13 protein-coding genes and 2 pseudogenes are annotated in these 21,906 nt (G+C 36.4%); 6 read left to right on the forward strand and 9 right to left on the reverse strand.

Going from position 1 to position 21,906, the window contains the following annotated elements; all coding sequences use genetic code 11:
* Positions 1–130 precede the first annotated feature (130 nt).
* Positions 131–1,549 (reverse strand): S-layer homology domain-containing protein, encoded by a 1,419-nt coding sequence (locus ACZ5OK_RS15485; RefSeq protein WP_343838383.1) that lies wholly within the window; start codon positions 1,547–1,549, stop codon positions 131–133.
* Positions 1,550–1,698: 149 nt separating this feature from the next.
* On the opposite strand from ACZ5OK_RS15485, the gene ACZ5OK_RS15490 reads away from it, so the two are divergent.
* Complete coding sequence (locus tag ACZ5OK_RS15490; RefSeq protein ID WP_343838386.1) at positions 1,699–3,768, forward strand: glycosyl hydrolase family 18 protein; 2,070 nt, start codon at positions 1,699–1,701, stop codon at positions 3,766–3,768.
* Between the two features lie 118 nt (positions 3,769–3,886).
* On the opposite strand, the gene ACZ5OK_RS15495 is transcribed toward ACZ5OK_RS15490, so the two are convergent.
* The gene (locus ACZ5OK_RS15495) at positions 3,887–5,641 is read right to left on the reverse strand and encodes a phosphodiester glycosidase family protein (RefSeq protein ID WP_343838388.1); all 1,755 of its coding nucleotides are present in this window, start codon (positions 5,639–5,641) and stop codon (positions 3,887–3,889) included.
* A gap of 170 nt (positions 5,642–5,811) precedes the next feature.
* Here ACZ5OK_RS15495 and ACZ5OK_RS15500 point away from each other — a divergent pair.
* Both ACZ5OK_RS15500 and ACZ5OK_RS15505 read left to right on the forward strand, forming a co-directional pair.
* A pseudogene (locus ACZ5OK_RS15500) lies at positions 5,812–5,880 on the forward strand (SEC-C metal-binding domain-containing protein); the annotation flags it as partial.
* The gene (locus ACZ5OK_RS15505; protein WP_343838390.1) at positions 5,881–6,795 is read left to right on the forward strand and encodes a cyclin family protein; all 915 of its coding nucleotides are present in this window, start codon (positions 5,881–5,883) and stop codon (positions 6,793–6,795) included.
* A gap of 99 nt (positions 6,796–6,894) precedes the next feature.
* Here the strand turns inward: ACZ5OK_RS15505 and ACZ5OK_RS15510 are convergent.
* From ACZ5OK_RS15510 to ACZ5OK_RS15520, 3 genes and pseudogenes are all read right to left on the reverse strand, one after another.
* A pseudogene (locus ACZ5OK_RS15510) lies at positions 6,895–7,941 on the reverse strand (ISL3 family transposase).
* Between the two features lie 727 nt (positions 7,942–8,668).
* Positions 8,669–9,994 (reverse strand): nucleotide sugar dehydrogenase, encoded by a 1,326-nt coding sequence (locus ACZ5OK_RS15515; protein WP_343838394.1) that lies wholly within the window; start codon positions 9,992–9,994, stop codon positions 8,669–8,671.
* A gap of 71 nt (positions 9,995–10,065) precedes the next feature.
* The gene (locus ACZ5OK_RS15520) at positions 10,066–11,412 is read right to left on the reverse strand and encodes a glycosyltransferase family 2 protein (protein ID WP_343838396.1); all 1,347 of its coding nucleotides are present in this window, start codon (positions 11,410–11,412) and stop codon (positions 10,066–10,068) included.
* Positions 11,413–11,635: 223 nt separating this feature from the next.
* On the opposite strand from ACZ5OK_RS15520, the gene ACZ5OK_RS15525 reads away from it, so the two are divergent.
* Positions 11,636–12,580, forward strand: coding sequence for a hypothetical protein (locus ACZ5OK_RS15525; RefSeq protein ID WP_343838398.1), 945 nt, complete (start codon positions 11,636–11,638; stop codon positions 12,578–12,580).
* Between the two features lie 798 nt (positions 12,581–13,378).
* Here ACZ5OK_RS15525 and ACZ5OK_RS15530 read toward each other — a convergent pair.
* The 3 genes from ACZ5OK_RS15530 to ACZ5OK_RS15540 form a co-directional block, all read right to left on the reverse strand.
* Complete coding sequence (locus ACZ5OK_RS15530; protein ID WP_343838401.1) at positions 13,379–13,975, reverse strand: hypothetical protein; 597 nt, start codon at positions 13,973–13,975, stop codon at positions 13,379–13,381.
* Between the two features lie 136 nt (positions 13,976–14,111).
* Complete coding sequence (locus tag ACZ5OK_RS15535; protein ID WP_343838403.1) at positions 14,112–14,945, reverse strand: hypothetical protein; 834 nt, start codon at positions 14,943–14,945, stop codon at positions 14,112–14,114.
* 467 nt (positions 14,946–15,412) lie between these two features.
* Positions 15,413–16,051: a hypothetical protein gene (locus ACZ5OK_RS15540; RefSeq protein WP_343838405.1), complete on the reverse strand. Its 639-nt coding sequence runs from the start codon at positions 16,049–16,051 to the stop codon at positions 15,413–15,415.
* A gap of 149 nt (positions 16,052–16,200) precedes the next feature.
* On the opposite strand from ACZ5OK_RS15540, the gene ACZ5OK_RS15545 reads away from it, so the two are divergent.
* Positions 16,201–17,304 (forward strand): integrase core domain-containing protein, encoded by a 1,104-nt coding sequence (locus ACZ5OK_RS15545; RefSeq protein WP_343838407.1) that lies wholly within the window; start codon positions 16,201–16,203, stop codon positions 17,302–17,304.
* Positions 17,305–17,658: 354 nt separating this feature from the next.
* Here the strand turns inward: ACZ5OK_RS15545 and ACZ5OK_RS15550 are convergent, their stop codons facing one another.
* Positions 17,659–20,265: an S-layer homology domain-containing protein gene (locus ACZ5OK_RS15550; protein WP_343838409.1), complete on the reverse strand. Its 2,607-nt coding sequence runs from the start codon at positions 20,263–20,265 to the stop codon at positions 17,659–17,661.
* Positions 20,266–21,021: 756 nt separating this feature from the next.
* Between ACZ5OK_RS15550 and ACZ5OK_RS15555 the strand changes: the two genes are divergently transcribed.
* The gene (locus tag ACZ5OK_RS15555) at positions 21,022–21,903 is read left to right on the forward strand and encodes a decaprenyl-phosphate phosphoribosyltransferase (RefSeq protein WP_343838411.1); all 882 of its coding nucleotides are present in this window, start codon (positions 21,022–21,024) and stop codon (positions 21,901–21,903) included.
* Positions 21,904–21,906 lie beyond the last annotated feature (3 nt).

Below are 21,906 nucleotides of genomic sequence, written 5' to 3' on the forward strand. Positions count from 1 at the left end.
TAAGATTAAAAAAAGAACGAGTCTTAACCCGTTCTTTTCAGTTCTACTCATCCCTTACTAAGTTTATTATACGGATTTCGACAAATTCCGCAATGGGAGTTTAAGGGATTTATAAGATTCGTCTATCAGCTTAGAAATCTACCATTGTACGATAGATAAAGATAGCAAATTGTGACCTTGTAATATCTTCATTCGGACGGAATGGATCGGCAACGGTTATGTCATTTTGATAAATTTTATTTACCGCTTCAGAATTCCAAATTTTGCCTTGATCCTTGAATGTATGAGTTTCAGTTGGTTCGCTATAATAAGAATCGAAAGCCTCTGTCATGACCTGGGCCATCTGAGAGCGTGTTAAATACTCATTTGGACGAAGCTCTCCACCGCCACCGAGAAACTTATGGTATTCAACTTCTCTTAGCTGCTCATAATAATCGTTTGTTTTCTTTACATCATCAGAAATCATTTCATAACTATCCGGCGCGGAAAGATTTAAAATATTATCCAGGATAACCGCAACATGCTCACGTCTTAATTTATCTTTGGAGCCAAAGCTGCCATCCTGATATCCTTGCACATAGTCATTCATTGCGGCAAAGGCAAGTGCCGCTGCACGTTTGTCATCAATCGGATCACTGAACATGAGGTCCTTGCTTTCCTTGTTCAAATAGGCTGAGGCTACCTGACCCGTATCCTCTGCACTTTCCACCTTATAGTACACATAATCGTTATCGATATCGTTTAATTCTTGTGGTTCCCCTTTGATTGTTAAAGGTGTATACGGCCAGAGCTTTTTGTCGGGATTACCGTCATATTCTCCTTTATAAAAGCTGACTGACCCATCTCGCTCATCAATATAGACAATATCTCCCTGTTCATACATTTGCTGACTCGGTGTAACTGTCTCTGTTACATAGCTTTTGCCTTCAGGGAAATGCATCCGGTTATCCCCGTCTTCATAATTGATATCAAACTTAGGAAAATCAAAGTATACATAGTCTGGTGACTCATCCCAGAAAATTAATGAAGCACCTTCTATACGTTTATAGACACCAAACTGGTAAGTGTCACCTGAATTGACATTGGGGTCATTGCCACGTGACAGCCCATTATAGGCCGCTATGGCAAAATACCAATTTTCAAGGATATGACGGCTTCCATTATTTATTTTTGGTGTATCCAAATCCCATTTATTATCTAAAACCTTAGCGCCTACCTCAATATTATACCTAATGTCAGTCTTAAGTTTTTCTTCATTAACGGAAAAATCAATGTTGCCTGGTGTTACTTGCATAATCCCAATCCCGCCGTCAGTTGAAATATAAGGTGACCCATCCTCGTTAAACTGCTTATATCCTGTTTCCTCGTAGGCAATCGCCTTTAAAATTTCTGGCGGAATATCATACTCACGGGCAATATCTGAAATGATTTCTTTCTTTTCCTTAATAGATAGATTACCAGCTTCATAATTTTCTGGTACTAAAGTCAATACTGAAATCGCTGTCAATGTCATAATTAACGTTACTAAAAATGCTTTAAACTTTTTCAAATTTATCCTCTCCCCTATGTAAATCTTCCTGATTCTATTATACGGTTTTCTGCCGGAAATGAAAATAATAGAAAATACTCATTCGTTTAAATTCGACATGGACGTGACATACTAAAATGAACATGGTTACCATGATGGAGTGATATTCAATGGAATTTGTTCACTACAGATTAAAGGAAACCGAACATGGGTATGAAATTTATCTCTATGTAGATCCCAATGATAGTGAGTTTGCCAGAGAATTGGGCGACAGACCTGATGAAATGAAGGAAGACCTAAAGGAAAGAGTACATCAGTTTATTAAAAAAAGAATGCGTGGCGTCCGGATCGTAACGGCCAATATTATGATTGGAACAACCCTTTTAATGGCTGTGCCTTTACAGGACGTAAGTGCGCATGATGCGTCTTTTAATATGTCTTATTTATATTTTGGTAGTACACAGCAAAACATACAATCGGTTGAACAGACAAATGGAAATCTAGACGTGATTGCACCTTCCTACTTTGATTTAAATACGGACGGATCCTTGGCGATCACCAGTAAATTTGATAAAACCTTTGTGGATGAAATGCACAAACGTGGCATTCGTGTCGTTCCATTCGTAAGCAACCACTGGGATCGTGAAGTAGGAAGAGCTGCTCTTGAAAACCGAGAACTCCTGTCTGATCAGATCGCAAATTTTATTATTGAAAACCAGTTAGACGGGGTAAACGTAGATATCGAAAATGTAACAGATGCAGACCGTGATCACTATACCGATTTTGTGCGACTGCTTCGGGAGAAATTACCGGTTGATAAGGAAATCTCCGTAGCTGTTGCAGCCAATCCCAATCAGTGGACAAAGGGCTGGCACGGCTCCTATGATAACGAAGAATTAGCTAAATATGCAGATTATTTGATGGTGATGGCTTATGATGAGCATTTCCAGGGTGGTGATCCAGGACCAGTAGCGAGTATATCCTGGGTGGAAAAGACCATCCAGACGATGATTAACGGAGATAACGTCCCCTCAGAAAAAATTGTATTAGGACTCCCATTCTTCGGACGCTACTGGAATGATGCCGAAAGTACTGGGGGATATGGGGCATCGAACACACAAGTGGAAATGCTGATTTCGAAATATAATGGTGCGGTCACCTTTGATGAACAAAGTCAATCCCCTAAAGCCACGTTTACTATTAAAGCGAGCGATCCAGCTACTACAATAGCGGGAAGAACATTGAAACCTGGAAATTATGAGGTCTGGTACGAAAATAATGAATCCATTCATGCGAAAATCGATCTTGTCCATAAATATAACCTCAAGGGTACAGGATCCTGGAGTTTAGGTCAGGAAAACACGTCTGTATGGAATAACTATGGCATGTGGCTGTCAGACCATGAGCATACGCCAGATAACAGCCCGGATGTTCAAACTGCCGACCAGACCAAAGATTTATTACCCTTTAAGGATACCCGGACGCATTGGGCTCATGATGAAATTCTATATACGTATCAAAAGGACTGGTTTCAAGGGCGGACTGACACAACGTTTGCACCAAACGATGGGTTAACCAGAGCTCAGGCCGCAGCACTGTTTGTAAAAATTTTTGATTTAAAGCCTATTGAACCCCTTGGGAATACAGCAACCTTTACAGATGTGGGGACTGATTACTGGGCCTGGGAGGTCATTGAAATCGTTCAGCAGCATGGGGTGTTTAAAGGACGTTTAGATGGTACGTTTCAACCTCGTTCAGAATTAACAAGAGAGCAAATGGCTGCTGTTCTGGATAATGTTCTATCCGATGTTTATGACCCGGCTAAAGCAAATGAACATGTTTCCTTTCGAGATGTCTCCGAGGACAATGGGTTTTATAATGCTATCGTAAATATGAAACAACAGGGCATCTTTGAAGGTTCTCAGGATGGAACATTCAGACCTGGAGACTCTGTCACAAGAGCGCAAATGGCCGTTGTGCTGACGAATTCTGCTGATAAAATTCATGAAGTCAAAGGTGATTCTCTGTTTAATCAAAACCTAAGATCAGGGAACCAGGGGGCTGATGTTACCCTCCTCCAGATTTATTTAAAGCGGATAGGTTTTTTAGGGAATGTAACAAGTACATTTAACCAGGAAACAGAGGATGCCGTCCGTACCTTCCAGCAGAAATATGGTCTGAGTGTAGATGGAATTTCAGGTCCTGTAACAGCAAATAAATTATTAGACGTCCTGAAGTGATGAGAAAATGCTTGAATGATTAAAGAATCATGGCGGAATCATGTCCTTAACATAGAACAGTCATGATTCCGCCATCCATATTTCTATTTAATTTTTCTATAAAACTAAAAAATCCCAGTCACTCCTTAACTGCCTGATAGGAAAGATACAGAAAAGTAGCAAACTGTCCACGGGTGACAGCCTCCCGCGGCCGATAATTATTAAGCTGATTGGTAATGCCTAAATCTGCTAAAATTTGTACATTTTCTTTATGACTCTTGCCGACATTGCCTAAGTTGATGTCTACATGAGAAGCTTGATATTTTTCAAGGTCAAAGGCATTAACAAGGGTGGATGCCATTTGTTGTCTCGTTAAGGACTGACCTGGTAAGAATTCTCCATCTCTCCCTTTGAAGATTCCATTTTTGTCAACTGCATGAATAAACTCGGCGTATGGATGATCTGTGCTGATATCCTTAAACATTGACGTTTCTTTGGTTAGTTCCTCTGTTTTCAAATCCAGTGCTCTGGTAAACATAATAGCCGCATGAGCACGGGTGAGGCTTTTGCCAGGGCCGAATGAACCATCTTCATAGCCCTTAATCCCTTTATCAGATATCCAATGAACACCTTCATAATGCGTGTCCCCTGGTGATATGTCCCGATAATATAATGATTGTGCTGCCGGTTCTGTTGATATTCCCATTAATATGGTAGAAACCCCTCGTTCAGATCCACCGGAAGGAGAATTCACCACACTTATCTTTTCATCACCTAGTTGTCGTACGGCCATGGTAGTGGATCCACCTCCATCCAGATTCAAAGCATATTCAGCACCTAAATCTACTAAATACCTGGCAAATTCTGATAGATTCATCCCCCGGCTGTATCCTGGCTGGCGGCCATCTACGGTGACAAAAAAGACCTTTTCGCCTGTAGCATCAATCGCAACGGCTGTTCTTGGTGCCACTAATGAAGCACGATAGCTATCCGGATTCATACTTAAAGAGACTTCCCCATCCTTCACAAGTCTTGGCCCGCTTGCCAGCATAAATTCTGAGTGCATCCATTCACTATTTATATCAATGGATAGATTAATAGAATCACCAGCTTCCAAGTTTGAAAGAATTGTTCTTCCGTCTCCATTACCTGAAAGGACAAAGCCATTTTCAGGAATGGCTACATCCGTCTGATCCCCTTTTTTATAAATGGCCACAACCTCTCCGTTATATGTCTCCCCAAACTGTAAATCGGGTGCAGCAGTTGTTTTAATCACAACTTCTCTTCCATATGGATTGGTGTCGGCATAGCCATTATGATAGCTTGATGTATATAAAATGAGATTATCTTTTTTTCTTTCTTTATTATGGCTGGTGATTTCATATGTATGCCCCTGATGTTCAAACATCAAATCAAGATCATACTCTGCGATTTTAGCTTGTCCATTTTTATCGATTCCAAAAGCAATGGATTCGTTTACATAGGCTTCATTTGATTCACCCACTTTGCCCGCGCTAATCAGGCGATTATCTTTGGAAATCAGATTCATGGGTTCTCCGTTACGGGTGTAATAAAAACCCCCATTAATCGCACCCGCAACCTGATGTCCATCCTGATGATATTTCATGGCCTGTGACGTTGTTTCCTGCAATGTGGTTAAAGATGATGGATAGCCAACCTCTACATTCGTATATGTATCACTTAAGTCTATTTCCATGACACGCATGGAATTAGGAGAATCCTGTTGACCTACCTGTAATTCCTGATAGTAAGTTCCACTTGATACCTGGTACTCATCCTTTACCGTTGATGCCTGTATATGTATGGCATGAAATGTAAATCCTAAAATTAACAGACAACATATTAGAAGTCTTAACCTGTTCGCTCTTTTCACTATATGCCTCTCCCCTATTACTTATAGTCCTAGACTTATTTTAACAAAAATATCGACAATTTTTTATATTATTTTTAAAATAAACATAGTTAAAACTTGATGTACTTGAAACACAGGATACTTTAAAGCATAATAAACAAGTGATAAATTGAAACGCGAGGTGCCATAATATGAGCAAGATTCAAAGAAATGAACCCTGTCCATGCGGGAACGGCAAAAAATATAAGAAGTGCTGCGGTATGTTCCAGAGCGATGAAGTGAGCCTGATTAATGAAGAACTGACTCACTTGCATCAGAAGTTCATTTCCTTTTCACAAGACCATTATCAGGAAAAAATTGATAAACTCGTGGAATCCTATCTGAGTCCGGAACTAAAGAAACATAGCGACCTGGCTGATATCTTTAGAATGGGGGTTACAATCTGGATTCTCATAAACGTGTCTTCATTTGAAAATCATCGTACTTTATTAAATCTCTTTCTGGAGCAACAGGATGCACCATTACATCCTCAAACGTATAAGAGAATGGAAAACTGGATAAGTCGACAGCCATCTGTCTATAAAATCTTGAGTACTAATAAAGAAACCCATTATGTAACTATCGAGGATTTAAGAGACCATAAGACTTATTCCATTCGTTACTATGAAGGGAATGAATTTATCGAGGGAAGTGTGCTGATTGGTACACTGGTTCCGTTTATCGAGGCTCAGAACTTCCTTTACAGCATGATTAAGTTATATCCACAAGATGAGGAAAGTGTGCCACAGCTATTGCAGGAATATACGGAAAAGGATGGCGGTTTAGCCGAACATTTCCCTGCCTTTTTAAACGACGCTCTCCTGCTTGGTCACGACGGGGGTGAAACAAACCCACAGTATGAAGAAGTGGTCCAAATATTTGCCGATCACATGGTCGATAAGGAGATGAGTGATGAAGTTATCCTAAAAGGGATTTCTCTTTGGAATCAATACAGCCAGAAGGAACATCCATCTTTGAAAAAGCCGGAATCATACGCAGCAGCTTTAGAGTATTATGTGCAGAAGGTTGTATTGAAGAATGAAACGGTTACGCAATCTCAAATTGCCGAGGAATATGGTGTGCCTCATGGGTCGGTGTCTAATAATTATCGGAAATTGTCTAATGTGTTGGCGTGATTGATAAAGGGATGATTACTTGGGGGCCTTATCATCGGCAGGTAGCATACGAATTACAAGTTCCTAAGTCAAATACTGGGGTGAGCACATCGCTCACTCCTAATTTATGCGATCCGAAATGTTATATTTTGACTGATGATGTAATAACACATTTATTCTGAAGCGGCTAAATAGTCTAAAACCAAATGCATTTCTTTTAATCCAACAGGGGCCAATTGCTTCGCTGTTTCAAACCACAAGCATAAAGCTTTCTTTAAGCTCTGTTTAATTCACTTGATTTTTCCCTGTAGTAATTTATGTACCATAACTGCTTGTCGGTTAAGTTCTCATAATGCTTATAAAACACGTGTTGCATTCGTTTACACTTCTTACGATCGTAATCATCAAACTCAATTTGCACCTTCCGTCGAACTCTTTCTAAAGCCCAATAGATATACCGACAAAAGTGAAATCGATCAGCTACTACAATTGGTCGTCCCAGGGCTTGATCAACAGCTGCTTTGAAGGAATGACTCATATCCATGACGACGAACTCAACGTTATCTCCATGTTCTCGTACATAGGCCATTAGTGTCTCTTTTTTTGTGGTCTTTCTAAATCTCTAATGGCTTTCTTTCAACCGAATCGGCAATAACGGTTTGTTACTTTTCGCCACTTGCATCTCCCTTATATTCATCTATCGCAATAACCTAAGGTAACTTCTTTGTTTCACTTAACATCGAAGCACTAACCTGATCAAAACGGCGCATAACCGTTGTAGGAGAGGTGTCGAAGCGATCTGCGGCATCCTTAAAGTTCTTACCATTGATTAACTCACTACCTATCGCCTGGTTAAACTATAGAGACTGCCTATGATAACGCTCCACAATCGAATTATCTTCATAAAACCGTTTACCGCAGTTTTCATTTTCACAAACATACCGACGTTTTTGGTAAAATAAGACTGTTCGTCTACCAAAAATATGATTATGTTTAATCTTTTGTACACGGTAATCATGGACTCGATCCGTAACTTGTCTACAACACGGACATTGGTGAGGTACACGCTCCAACTCCACATGAAGTTGATAGTACGCGGCTTTCTCGAATGTTGGTAATGATAAACTCTCCTAATCCTGGTAAAGAAAAATTAGAATGCAATTGCACGCATCTCCTTTTTGTGGTTGTTTATTGGTCTAAACAAAGTCTAACAAAATTAGGAGATTGCGTGTTTTCTTATGCCCCGAAAAGTTATCAGAAAATTGTCGGCACCCCAACATATATTTTAGAGCCAATTTAAAAGTCTGTAGATTTGGGTGTCTACAGGCTTTTTTGTACAAGTTTTCTTCAATACCCACTTAGTTATATAAAACCTAGAGACGAGCAATCCCAATGTTTGAAAAAGAAGCCCTGCAGAGATTGATCTCCACAAGACTTCCATACATTCCAATTTAGTTCCTTAGAGCGGCGGGGGAACTGACCCCTATATTTAATTTTGCAAATTTGATTAGGCATGAATAATAGCTGCTAATATACCAGGAAAATGGCTACCAATAAATACAAACCATTTAATATTATTCCTGTAATCCCCATCCAAATCATGGAATCAGTACTTCTATTAAACCTTGAAAGTCCGATTGTTGATATTATTAAGCCTGTAAATGGAACAATAACAATAAATGATAAAAATATAGATATAATTCCTAGCGAGAAACCTATTGCACATAATTTATTTACACTTTTATTAGTTGTGTACTCCATGTTTATACCCTTTCTTTTTCACTTTTAACACGAGGAAAGTCCTCCCTTTATGGAGAACACGAAGTCCCTCTAAATGCGGACATTGCCACACTTTCAAAATTCGACAAAATTCGGGTGGTGACAGGCACCGTAACTACAATTTATAATATACTGCCTTTTCTTCTTTCATATTAAGTGCGTTTTTTGTATCGAATATTATATTGGAGAACTTTTTAATTCTATCCAGGTCGAATGTTGAGTGATCTGTTAAGATAATGACTACATCGTAATTACGTAATTGTCTATAGTTTACGTCTTTTACATTGTATGTCTTACTGGCTGACTTTAGAGTTGTGACGTAAGGATCAAAGATATCAACCTGGCCATTATATTCTTCCAGCGTATTTACTAGGTTAAAAATAGGAGATTCTCTTACGTCAGAAATATCCTTCTTATACGTTGCACCTAAAATAGCAATTTTACTATTATTCATCGTAACATCTATATCATTTAAGATACGCATTAGCTTGTTGACAGTATAATCATTCATTTGACTATTTATTTCACCAGCAGTGTTGATAAGTCTTGTATTCACACTATAGTCCTTTGCTTTATAAGTTAAATAGTAAGGGTCTACCGGAATACAGTGGCCACCAATACCAGCAGTTGGATAAAATGCCATGAAGCCGAATGGTTTTGTTTTAGCTGCATCAATTACTTCCCAAACATCAATGTTCATCTTTTCACTGACTTCTGCTAACTCATTAGCTAATGCAATATTTACGAAACGGAATGTATTTTCAAATACTTTTGCCATCTCTGCAACTTTTGTAGATTCTACTACGTGTGTAAGCCCACTAATAAACAGTTCTGCAACTATACCACAATGTTCTGTATGCCCACCAATTACTCTTGGTGTGTTACGTAAGTCGTATACTTTATTAGAAGGGTCAATTCTCTCTGGGGAATAAGCAACAAAGATATCATGACCAACCTCAAAACCTTTTTCTTCTAGTTTATTCACAACATATTCTTCTGTTGTTCCCGGGTAAGTTGTACTTTCAAGAATAACTAAACTACCAGGCCTTACATTTTCAGTAACGTCATTCATTGCAGATTCAATAAACCTCAAGTCTGGCTGCTTATGTTCATCTATAGGTGTGGGTACACATATCGTAATGACATCTACAGTATTCAATTGTGAAGCATCTGCTGTTGCTTTTACCATTCCGCTTTTTACTAATTTACTTAATTCAGACGTTTCTACGTCATCAATATAGCTAATTCCATTGTTAATATTATTAACTTTAGACTCATCTTTATCAAATCCAACTACATTAAATCCATAAGATGCCCGGTGTATTACGTTTGGAAGCCCTACATAGCCTAATCCTATAACACCAACTACAGCCGTCTTTTCTTCAATTTTATCCTTCAGACGATTAAAATAAGCTAATTTATTTGTCATTAAAGTTGACAATGATATTCCTCCAATTTCAAATTAATTATCTGTTGGTTTCTCTATTCATTTAAGACTTCATATACTACTAATTACCTTGTTCCCCAGTTATCTGCTTTTATGGTTAATAATGAAAATACTCGTACTGGGAAAAGGATTAGCATATGCATTAATGCAAAAAATGGTGAGAGTAAATAAACTAACGGATTTCTAAATACATAGTAAATTCCACCAGCCAATGATGATAATGTTAGATAAGCCATAGAATATATTAGGAGAAGATATAGTGCAGTTGTAGATCCAGTTAACAAGGAAACCAAACTGGAAATTCCAAAGATTAGCCACACGAATCCTTCTGCTAATACCCAAAACAGAACGTTTGGTCTCTTCCAGGCAAATTTTAATGTCTCTAACGTATATAAATAAAAGGATTTATTCCATCTAACTTGCTGCTTAAAGAACTTACCTGTTTTTTCCGGTACATCGGTAATACATAGTGCGGTGCTTTGATATTTAGTTTTACCACCATTTTCTAAGGACAGCATGGTTAAGCATCTGTCATCCCCTGCATCCATTTTGATCCCCATCGCAGTTCCTTCTGCAAAACGATCTAAATTATTTAATATAAAGTTCTTTCGATGCATTGATAACGCACCAGAACATACTAATACAGAGTTCGTCACTGATTGTGCACCTCTACCAATTCGAAATGCACTGGTATAAAGGATATCTTGTAATCTAGTAATTAAGCTATCTTTACTATTCCTTGGGTTAATATGACCAACCACAGATGTTACTTTTTTATCTCTAAAAGGTTTTAACAGTTCTCTTACTGCATCTGGATAAATATATCCATCTGAATCACTAAGCATTAAGATATCGCCTTCTGCTCGCTTGAATGCCCAGGTTTGAGCAGCCCTCTTACCCTGATTCTTAGTAAAGCGATGCGCGGTGATTTTAGGTAAATGTGAGTCAGGCTTTTTTTCATTTATAGCTTTAAATTCTTCAGACATTTTTACCGCTGTTTCATACGCTTCAATACTATCACTACCATCATCAATAAAAATTATTTCGTGGACAGGATAGTCTTGATTTACAAGGCATTCAATCGACTTCTTAACACTTTCGGTACCTTCGTTGAAACTAGGTAATACGACAGAAACTTTATGATCAGAAAGTGGATCTTTCTTTACTGATTTATAGAAAAAAGAAATCACAACCTTTAATAAGAAATAGATGAATGATATAGAAGTAAGAAGTCCTATATAATAATCAAAGTCCTTAACAAGGTTGTGATCAATAACTAGTGTCATTAAATATATACAAAGCAAAAATATTGTAATTGCTATTGTCTTTCCTAAAAAACTATCCATAAATAGATTTTGAGTGCTTCCTAGCTGATTGGCAGTTGCATTTGATTTTCGATAATCAAATTGCATTCTATCTCCCCTTTTTTAATATGAACTTCTTTGGTGTCACAAGGATTAATTTTAGTACAAAGGAACTATAAAATCATCAAGTAATTTTTGCTAAAGAAATACATACTAGGATAGGAAAATTCTATTAAAAAATATATACATTTATACGGTATATTGGTAAAATAATGTTAGGCTACCTTGCATTGCTAGCCTATACTTATTTTATAGAAGGGATTAAAACAACATGAAAAAAAACTTTTTTATTACAATCCTATCTTTTATTTTGTCAGTTGTTTCTTTAACCTCATTCGAAAGCGTTTCAGCACAATCAATTGTAAGTCTGTCTTCGATTGATAAGAATAATGAGATAATGAAAGAAAATCAATTACTAGCAACAGAAAATTATCGAACGTGGGTTTGGAATACAAAAGAAGTTATTTACGATAGAGAAGTCTTTCTTCATAACCTATTAAAAGAAAACGTAAATCGCATTTACCTGCAAATAAATCGGGATATTTCAATGCATGATTATCGACGTTTTGTACAATCAGCAACAAATCATGGTATTTCCGTCTATGCATTAGAAGGATCACCCAAATGGTTGGATAACAATAACAATCGGAACTTACTTTTTAAAAAATGGATTAAAAAATACCAGCAACGTGCTCTTCAATCACAACAATTTGAGGGAATTCACCTTGATGTCGAACCTTATTTAAATGATATTTGGGACATAAATCAAAATAAGGCCATAGAAAAATATCAAAATATCTTACATCAATATAAATTTTTCACTGAGCGATTAGACATCAATTTTGATGTGGACATACCATTTTGGTTTGATGGAAGGTTTTATAAATCTGACAAATATGGTGAGGGGCGTCTAAGTGATTGGGTTATTCAAAATACCGATGGCGTAACGATTATGGCTTATCGTAACTTTTCTGAGGGTAACAATGGTATTATTAAGCTCGTTTCGAACGAGTTAGACTTTGCAGAAAGCATTAACAAAAAAGTCGTTATTGGTGTTGAAACTAAACAATCAGGAATTCCATACTTATCCTTTTATAATTCAGGACATGAATTGATGTATAATGTATTTAACGAGGTAACCAACCATTATATGAATATGTCAAGTTTTGATGGTTTTGCTATTCATAGTTATGAGGGTTTACAGGCATTGGAATAATAATCCTAAATAAAATTTTTTATACATAAGTGGTGAGCATTTAGCTCACCACTTATGTATAAAAAACGTTTTTTCTTCAAAATCCCATAATGATTTTCCCAATAGTTATTTATACTCGTTCTTTCTTTTCTCACTTACTATGCTGAAAGGAGACCACAAATATCTCGTGACACAATCAATCTTATAGAGCGTGTATATAAGGAAAATCCATTACTATCGTCCGAAACGATTCATGAAAAACTAAAACTTTTAGGTTTAAAAAATCCTCCAGCACCGCAAAATACTTCCCAGATACCAGTAAGCCGCCTACTCAAAAACAAATACAGTCATGGAAAACATTTTTGAATAATCATCGAAGTGAAATTTGAGCGGCTAACTTTTTAACGATTCCTACATTAAAGCTTGACGTTCTTGATGTGATTATCCAACACAAAACCATTCATTTGCTGTAACAAAAAATCCAAATGCTGAATGACTGAAGCAACAATTTCGTAATGCTACTCCTTTTGATTGTTTATAGCAAACTAAAAATGTAGTCTTTGGAGTTAATTTATGTAGTTACCGAATGAGGGGGCTATAAAACGATAGAAAAGAATACTGTCCTTTCTGCCATGTAAACTTGCAAGGTGATCCAATACCAGAAGAACAACAGCATCACTACGAATCAACACACTTTAGTAGAAAAATCGGCATTTCCAGTATAGAAGAGGATTGGATAGTTAGATGACAGTGTCCTGATTGTGGATGGGAATGGTAGCGCGCGTAATATCCAGTTTTAGGCTTCCAAATTTAAAAACCTTATTTACTTTTCTTTGTCCAAACAATATTGTGCATATTTTCTTTCCTAAGTTGACCACCATGTGAAATAGTGTCATCATGTCTATCCATTTCGGCTAATAATTCATATACATCATCTTCATTAATATTTAAATGCTCAGCAACAGTTTTAGTTTTTGCAACCATTGAGATATTAATGAACTTTAAAGCTTTTTCTTTTAATTTATCTTTTCTACTTACATCATGGTTACCGCCATCGTTATTTATGTTTCCATTATCATCTACCAAATCAGAAAGCGTTTTTAACTTTTCGGAATATTCGTCTTTAAACGCCTGAAATTCATTTAACAACTCAATATTAGATTCACCAATATCCCTCTTACTCTTCTGTAAAATATGGTCTATGTAAACTGCTGCAATTGGTATTAACACACCAACTATTGCCCCAGCCCACTGTCCAATAGCACTAACTGCATCCCAACTAGTTTCGAGGTTCGGAGAGTATGTTATTCTAAACCCAAGAATATATAATACAGACATTAATATCGCTATTACTAAAGTAAGCCAAAAATAAACTGACTTAACCACTTTCATAATAATTTTCTTTATATTGTTCATTTAATCACCACACAGGTTTAAGAGTATCCTCATTATATTTTAATAATTACAGGAAGTAACTTTCCCAATTTAAAAGTTTAATAGATAGATGATCCCAGTTTGTTAATTGGTCAAATCACCCCAGTAATTTTCATTATTACACTTGCCATAAGTACAAGTGTGCCACATCTATTTTGTTATTTATATCAAGAGCTTCACTTGGAATTAGATAAGCCTTTTCACCATAGGTAACTTCATAATCACAGGAAAGACATTCTTTTTCATTTTCGTTCAATCCATATGGTCTCTCGATTAATAAATAACCCTTTTCGATTTTGAAGGTCGAATTTGTAATCCTATATCTAACACTTCGTTTTAACCTTATTTCATTAGATATATCTAGAAGGTTATTGTCACCCAAATCATCTACAAACAACGTAATATTGGCTTTTATATCATCATAATAAGTTCTTCTTATTGACTCCCAGTATAAACTTGTACTCATTGACGGTTTCACGAACTCTAGTATTAATGAATAGATTAATTCCAGACCTAGTTTTGTGATTATTAATTGAAATTTAGTTTTTTTATTAATGTAAGAACAAGTTATTTCATTGTTCTTTATAATAATCGAGTTCTTTGAATGAACCGAAGCATTTCTTAACAATTTTAAGATTCTAAATAGCTGACTTAAAATAAGTTCATCATCATTAGTTTTAGGCAGCCTTTTATGTCGTTGCCTAAATGATTTACCATCTAGTTCCGGATAAAGTAAATCAACTTTTGCATCTAAAATACTAAAAAAGAGCATTATTCCTAAATGGACGTTATCAGAAATGTTTGCAGTATTTACATAAACTACTTCCGAGTCTGACATTAGTAGTGAAGTTGTATTCCCTTCGTATGTAACGGTTCGTGTCTCTGGTGTATGAATGCGGGTATTCGTCCTTTCAAGAAACGATACTGTTTGTTTTATAAAATCATCAATCATATTTTATCACCACTTCCCTTGAGACGATAATTGTTATTTTTAAATACGCACTTTATTAATATTTACTCACCAAAAACCACCCATTCTTTAGTTGCTCCCTATTATAGTAAAACCGCTCATTATCCTCATGCCTCGTCACTATTCCGACTGCTGCTTCAACAATGGCTTGTCCAGCCCAGTTTCCCATTCCATTGTCGGCGCATATCTTGGGTAATAATCTGCTCTTCCTTCTGCAACTAAACAAAACTTGAGAGAACTTCCTGATGAAACAACTTCTACCGTTCCATGCTTTGCTTCTAATTTTTTAATAAATGCTGAGACCTGCTCGCAACGATACGTGTAACCTCATTGTCTTCAACAATAGGCAATCGTTCACACTAATGTCTATTAATTTTTCCTCACTCGTTATGGAGACTTTAGAAGCATTCACTAGCTTATATAAACTGGAAAAAATGTTCTATAACCAATTAGCTATCTATCGTTGTGCTATAATCCAAATTCTCAATAGATTGTATTAATCCATTCACTTGTTTCTCTACTTGCATTGCTTGCTCCATGACTTTTTCCATTTCACCTACTACCTCATCAGTTGCTCTAAATCCATTTGGTTTGATGGAAGCGACATTTGATTCGTGTTCTAGGGTGTATTCTAACGACTGCACCATATCAAATAATCTTACATGAAGTCCTCGCTTTAATTCTTGAATAAGTAATTTATTCGTTAGTTCTACACCTTCCTCTTCATACTGTTCCTTTATTTCATCCATTGCAACTGAGACTGACTCAGACATAAATGGACTATCTGGCTCTAGTTCTTCAACGTTTCTTCTAAACCAGATGGAGTAGAGATTCTTGTTAAATGTAGCAAACACAGAATGGAACATATTAATACTTAGAATCGATGGCAATTCCTCGTCACCTGTCCAACCGTATTCCTTTATTTCATCCTTTAAGGTTTCCTTCATTACTTTCTCAATGTCACCCTTTAGACTCTTAGGTACTTTACCAAAACCTAGTTCTTGTCCGATTTTATTTATATGATCCTCCAACCAATCAGCTAAATCATCGAAGTCCATGATATCTTGTAATTCAAATCCATAACTCATCAAAGAATCTCCTTTATACGTTCTACTATTCTTTCATTATATCATTGTGAGAGAAACTATAGAAACCAAGAATCAGATGGTTTGAGCAGCGTTGTTAAATTCTTTAAAATAAGCTAAAATAATATTCAAAAAATGCGGAGTGATGTCGAATGTTTAATCTTAATGGCAAAGCTTTGTATCAATACCTTAAAGATTGGTTACGTTATTTACTAGATTTCTTTAGACTCTGTTTAACATCAAATTATAAACTTAGAATGGAAGTAATTGCACTAAGAAGCCAATTATCTCTTTACGAACATCACTATGAAACTCATAATCTACCGAAACCTAAATCATCTCCTGCCTTTAGACAGCTTTGGGTCTTGCTTTCAAAGTATTTACCAGACTGGAAATCAATCCAACGCATGTTTAAACCGGATACGATTATAAAATGGCATCGTACAGCTTTTTCCGTTTATTGGGCAAAAAAATCACAGAAAAAAGGAAGACCACAAATATCTCGTGACACAATAAATCTTATAGAACGCGTACATAAGGAAAATCCGTTACTATCACCTGAAAAGATTCATGAAAAACTAAAAATTTTAGGTTTGAAAAGTCCTCCAGCACCGAACACTATTGCAAAATACTTCCCAGATACCCGCAAATCGCCTACTCAAAAACAAATACAATCATGGAAAACATTTTTGAATAATCATCAGAGTGAAATTTGGGGGACTGACTTTTTGACGATTCCTACTTTAAAGTTTGAGGTTCTTTATGTGTTAGTGATTATCCATCATAAAACACGCAAAATCATTCATTATGCTGTAACAAAAAATCCAAATGCTGAATGGCTGAAGCAACAATTTCGTAATGCTACTCCTTTTGATCAAAAACCAAAATACTTAATACATGACAATGATCCTGTCTTTCGTTCAAAGGAATTTCAAGCATTTCTAAGAGCTTCTGGAATTCAATCAAAAGGAACTTCCTTCCATTCACCGTGGCAAAATCCCTATGCAGAAAGAGTGAATGGTACGTTGCGACGAGAACTGCTTGATCATATTATTCCATTAAACGAAAACCATCTGGAGCGTTTATTAAAGGAATACATTGATCAATATTACAATACAGAACGCACACACCAAGGAATCAACGATAAAACACCAGTTCCATCACCTGAATATATACCTATAGATGCGGAGAATATAAAATTAAAAGCAACTCCTATACTGAATGGACTTTACCATAAGTATAATAGAGTTGCTTAAATTGCCAGCACAGCCTAATTGAATATTTTAACTATCCAAGCCTTTTTAAAAACCGGAATTTAAAAGGCTTATTTGTCATGCCATTTTTTATATTTTGCCTTCCTTAATGAAGGCCTCATACGAAACGTTTCTGGAGATTTCCCCTTCTTTTACCGTATTTCAGCATTAAACTTTTACTAATTTGGTAGATTACTAACTACTTTTAGTTACGGATGGACTTTTTGAAGGCGACAGGGATAGGTGTCATCTTATAGATGGATAAATTCTATCTAACTATCATATAACAAAATAAGCAAGGAGATTAACTTCCCCCTGCTTATTACAAACTATTATTTCATGTGAAATAATTTATATTTATTTTTCTACTGAAACAGAATCTCCAGCTTTAACATTGTAATCATTTGTATCTTTAAGAGAATCAGCCAATCCATCATCATCAGATACATCAACAATTTTAGCAGAAAGGTCATTTCCATCTACTACATTTGTCCAGTTTGATTCCGAAGGTGTAACTGTAAGAACTAACTCATTACCAGATGCTTCAGCTGACACTGTATCAGGTATAGAACCACTACCATCCCAGTCAATTGTATCGTTAGTTGATTCAAGAGTTAAATCACTTACATCAAAAGTAGTGTCATCTACACTTTCACTAAACGTGAGTTTAAGTATATTAGATGATACTAGCTCAGCACCTTGAAGTGTTGCAGGAGTGTTGTCAGAAACTAAAACTGAATCTGATGTTGCTGTTACTACATTCCCATCAGCATCTTCTACGCCAGAAACTGAAAGAATGGCATTTGTTCCTGAAGAATCTCCAATATTTACACTGCCCTCTGGCAATTCAATAACAACTACGTGCTTATTAGAACTATCATCTTTAATGTAGATGTCTGCATTGCTTGGTAATGCATCACCATCTAATTTATAGTTTGATAAATTAAGAGCAGATGTTGTATCTAGCTCTACACCAGAACCATCAACTTTATAAGCAATTTCAAATGTATTTGGAGTTGTTCCTGTAACAGTTGCGTTTAACTCAGGTTCCTCTGATTCTTCAGCATCAACGCTTACACTAGTAGTTGCTAATGCATTTTTGTTATTTTCAACTAAGTCAGCAACTGCTCCACTTTCTAAACGGAAAGTGTATGTTCCTGCCTCAAAAGCATTACCAGAAGAAAGTTCTACATCAACTTTTGTATTATCATCTTCGTTTGAAGAAATAGATAAACCTGAAACATTTATACCATCACGGCGTACAACAAATTGTGAATTCTCTTCTACAGTTACACCTTCGCTAAATTCTAATGTAATCGTCTTGTTATCATCAGATACACTTGCACCAGATACTGTTGGAGCAACTGTATCTTTTGTCATTGTAACATCGTGAGAAGATGCATCATTTTTGTTTCCATAAACATCAACTAAACCATCATCAGCAAATACAAGAGATAAATCTTGACTTGTATCATTTCCATAAAGGTCAGCTGACGTGAAGTCAATATCAAATGATTTTCCAGTAGTATCACCAGGAGTAACTCTTACTTTATCAGGAGCAAATGCTGCTCCGTCTTTCATAACTGTTAGAGCACTTCCAAGGTCAGTTTTTGCATCAGCGCTTATGGAACCCAATTTTTTATTAAATACAATTCTTAAGGAGTCTGAATCGACTTGTTCTATGGAGCTAACATCAAGAGCAGATGTGTCTTTTGTAAATGTCACAGAACCATTATAAGATTCTAAGTAATTACTATTATAGTCGGTCGCTCCAGCAATATATAGAGTAGCATTTGAACCAGTTTCTACAGATGCAGGTCTATCAAATGTTAATTCAGTAATTGGTGCTGTTGCAGTGTCAAATGAAACAGGCTTACCATTTACACGTAATACTTCTGGTGTACCGTCAATAGCTTCAGAAAGTTTTACCGTGACTTTATCTGTTGATGCATCATATGATACTTCAGATACTTCTGGTGAAGTTACATCATCTACATTAATGTTATTAATAAATGGTGCAATTGAATCACCTGAAGTTGTTTTAACTGTATCATTAACTGTTACAGTATATTTCCCATCAAAAAACTCTGTACCGTCAGCATTAGTTATTGTGAGTGTTTTTTCGTCCTCACTTAATTTTCCTTCTAAATTAGAAAACGTAATAGATTCAGCTTCAGCGTCACCTTCAATTGAAATAGCAGAAGATAGTAAGGAATAATCATCACTTGCTGCATCAGTAAAAAGTGTATCTCCGTCTACCGCTTGGTTAAACTGAACTTCAATTTGCTTAGCGTTAATCGCACTTACACTCTCAACTTTTGGTTCAGCGTTAAGTACTTGATTAGTCTGATATAAGAAAGTAGCAAATTGTCCACGAGTTACTTCTTCGTCTGGACGGAAATCATCTAATTGGTTAGTGATTCCTAGGTTTGCTAGAATTTGTACACTGGTTTTATGAGTTGGGTGTACATTCTCAAGGTTAACATCTACATCTGCTCCATTGTCTTCAAGACCAAATGCGTTAACGATTGTAGACGCCATTTGTTCACGAGTTAGAGCACGATCTGGTGAGAATTCGTCGTTGCTGTTACCTTTGAATACACCTTGCTCTCCTGCACCAGCAATGTAATCTGCGTAAGTGTGGTCTGAAGAAACATCAGAGAAATAGTCACTTACATCAGATGCGCTTGGCAGATTGTTTTCATAGCCTAGTACTTTAGCGAAAAAGATTGCTGCATGCTCACGAGTTACGGAATCTTTTACACCGTAAGATCCATCCTCATAACCTTGGATCCCTTTTTCTACAACATACTGCACACCATCATAGTGAGAGTCACCTGGTTGAACATCAGTGAATTCACTTGCGTCTGTTGCCGCAGATGCTACAGGAGCGATTGCTGCAACTGCAGCTGTTGCCGCGATGGATGAGGCAGCAAACTTGCGATAAGTCTTTTTGTTTGACATGTAATGTAATCCTCCCTTTAATTACTTGATTTAGTCTATTTGGACCTAGACTACTTTCTATTCAGTTTAGTATGTAAGTCTAGGAAAATAGCTTTCCTAACCTAGAAATAATTGGTTCTTAAAATAGTATAGAGATTAGTAGAATATTTGTCAACAATAATCACCAATAAATCCAATTTCCTGCAAAGTTGGCTGTTTGAAAGGCGAACCTCTTTTCTAGGACAATTACTATTGTACTAGATTTCAGTTTATTTTCAAGTGTAACAATGTGGTAAATTTACTGGTAATATCACCTCCGATAGGTTTTTTTTACCAAATGGAATTAAATTCACCGTAAGTCCGGGGTTATGTGCATGATACACAAATTTTATTTATGAAATGTGCTGTTACTTTCCATTCCTCCTCTCACTCTCTAATGGTTAACTGAAACCTGTATTATGATGCCGGCATTAGTTAAACCTCCTACACAGAACCAAACGCCTTCTGTCGGAAAAGAATCAAAATTACACATAACAAGGTATAGTGAACCATGCTTTCAGTCCACTATACCTGTAGAATCTCAGATGTGTATTTTACTGTTAATGGCATTACGTCTTTTACCACCTGTTCAAACTAATAATATAATGGGAGAAATAAGCAAGGATATATGATTTTTTCACTAATACTAACTTATTAGGTCATCCCCACCATTATGATAACTACAAATATATTCTTATGTGCTATAATAAATGGCGAAATTTGTTTTAAAATGGGGAGATGTCTTTGAAATCAACGTCAACCATATACCTAATCTGGAAACAGCTGAGACCACAGCAATGGTCCAAAAACGTGCTTTTATTTTCAGCATTACTCTTTGCTCAGGAGTATGGGAACATAAATGCTCTCCTTCTATCGGTATTCAGTTTTTTTGCGTATAGTTTAACAGCGAGCAGTATCTATATCTTTAATGATTATAAAGACATTGAGTCGGATCGCAATCATCCTGTAAAGAGATACCGGCCCATGGCTTCCGGTTTACTGAAGCCTAAGCTTGCTTTGGGTATTGGGGCGGTACTGCTACTCGGCTCACTCAGTACTTCTTTTATTGTAAATCCGATTTTCTTCCTTATATTAATCGTCTATTTTGTCACAAATATAATGTACAGCCTGTACCTTAAACATGTGGTTATTATAGATATGATGATCATTGCCTTTGGTTTTGTATTAAGGGCTATTGGCGGGGCTGTAATTATTGAGGTTCCCTTTACACCATGGTTCTTATTATGTGCGATGCTTCTGTCCCTGTTTCTTGCTATCGGAAAACGCCGGCATGAGCTGGTGTTATCCATGGAGGAAAACAAGTCCCATCGTAAGGTTCTGGAGAATTACTCTTTGCCCTTTTTAGACCAGTTAATTAGTATTGTTTCATCTGCGACCATTGTAAGCTATGCAGTTTTTACATTTACATCCAGAAACTCTCCTTATTTAATGTGGACAATCCCCTTTGTGATCTATGGGATTTTTCGCTATCTTTATTTAATCCATATTAAGAAACTGGGAGGTGCACCGGAGAAAATCTTATTAGAAGACAAGCATATTCTAGCCACAGTTATTTTATATACCATGAGTGTGATTGTTATTCTTACTTATTTTTCATAACGT

The sequence above is a fragment of the Salinibacillus aidingensis genome (assembly GCF_055393355.1).

Coding starts and splice junctions, on each gene's coding strand:
- ACZ5OK_RS15520 (WP_343838396.1), bottom strand. CDS start 11,412: ATGCAATTTGATTATCGAAAATCAAATGCAACTGCCAATCAGCTAGGA.
- ACZ5OK_RS15525 (WP_343838398.1), top strand. CDS start 11,636: ATGAAAAAAAACTTTTTTATTACAATCCTATCTTTTATTTTGTCAGTT.
- ACZ5OK_RS15505 (WP_343838390.1), top strand. CDS start 5,881: ATGTTCCAGAGCGATGAAGTGAGCCTGATTAATGAAGAACTGACTCAC.
- ACZ5OK_RS15490 (WP_343838386.1), top strand. CDS start 1,699: ATGGAATTTGTTCACTACAGATTAAAGGAAACCGAACATGGGTATGAA.
- ACZ5OK_RS15540 (WP_343838405.1), bottom strand. CDS start 16,051: ATGAGTTATGGATTTGAATTACAAGATATCATGGACTTCGATGATTTA.
- ACZ5OK_RS15555 (WP_343838411.1), top strand. CDS start 21,022: ATGTCTTTGAAATCAACGTCAACCATATACCTAATCTGGAAACAGCTG.
- ACZ5OK_RS15550 (WP_343838409.1), bottom strand. CDS start 20,265: ATGTCAAACAAAAAGACTTATCGCAAGTTTGCTGCCTCATCCATCGCG.
- ACZ5OK_RS15545 (WP_343838407.1), top strand. CDS start 16,201: ATGTTTAATCTTAATGGCAAAGCTTTGTATCAATACCTTAAAGATTGG.
- ACZ5OK_RS15530 (WP_343838401.1), bottom strand. CDS start 13,975: ATGAACAATATAAAGAAAATTATTATGAAAGTGGTTAAGTCAGTTTAT.
- ACZ5OK_RS15535 (WP_343838403.1), bottom strand. CDS start 14,945: ATGATTGATGATTTTATAAAACAAACAGTATCGTTTCTTGAAAGGACG.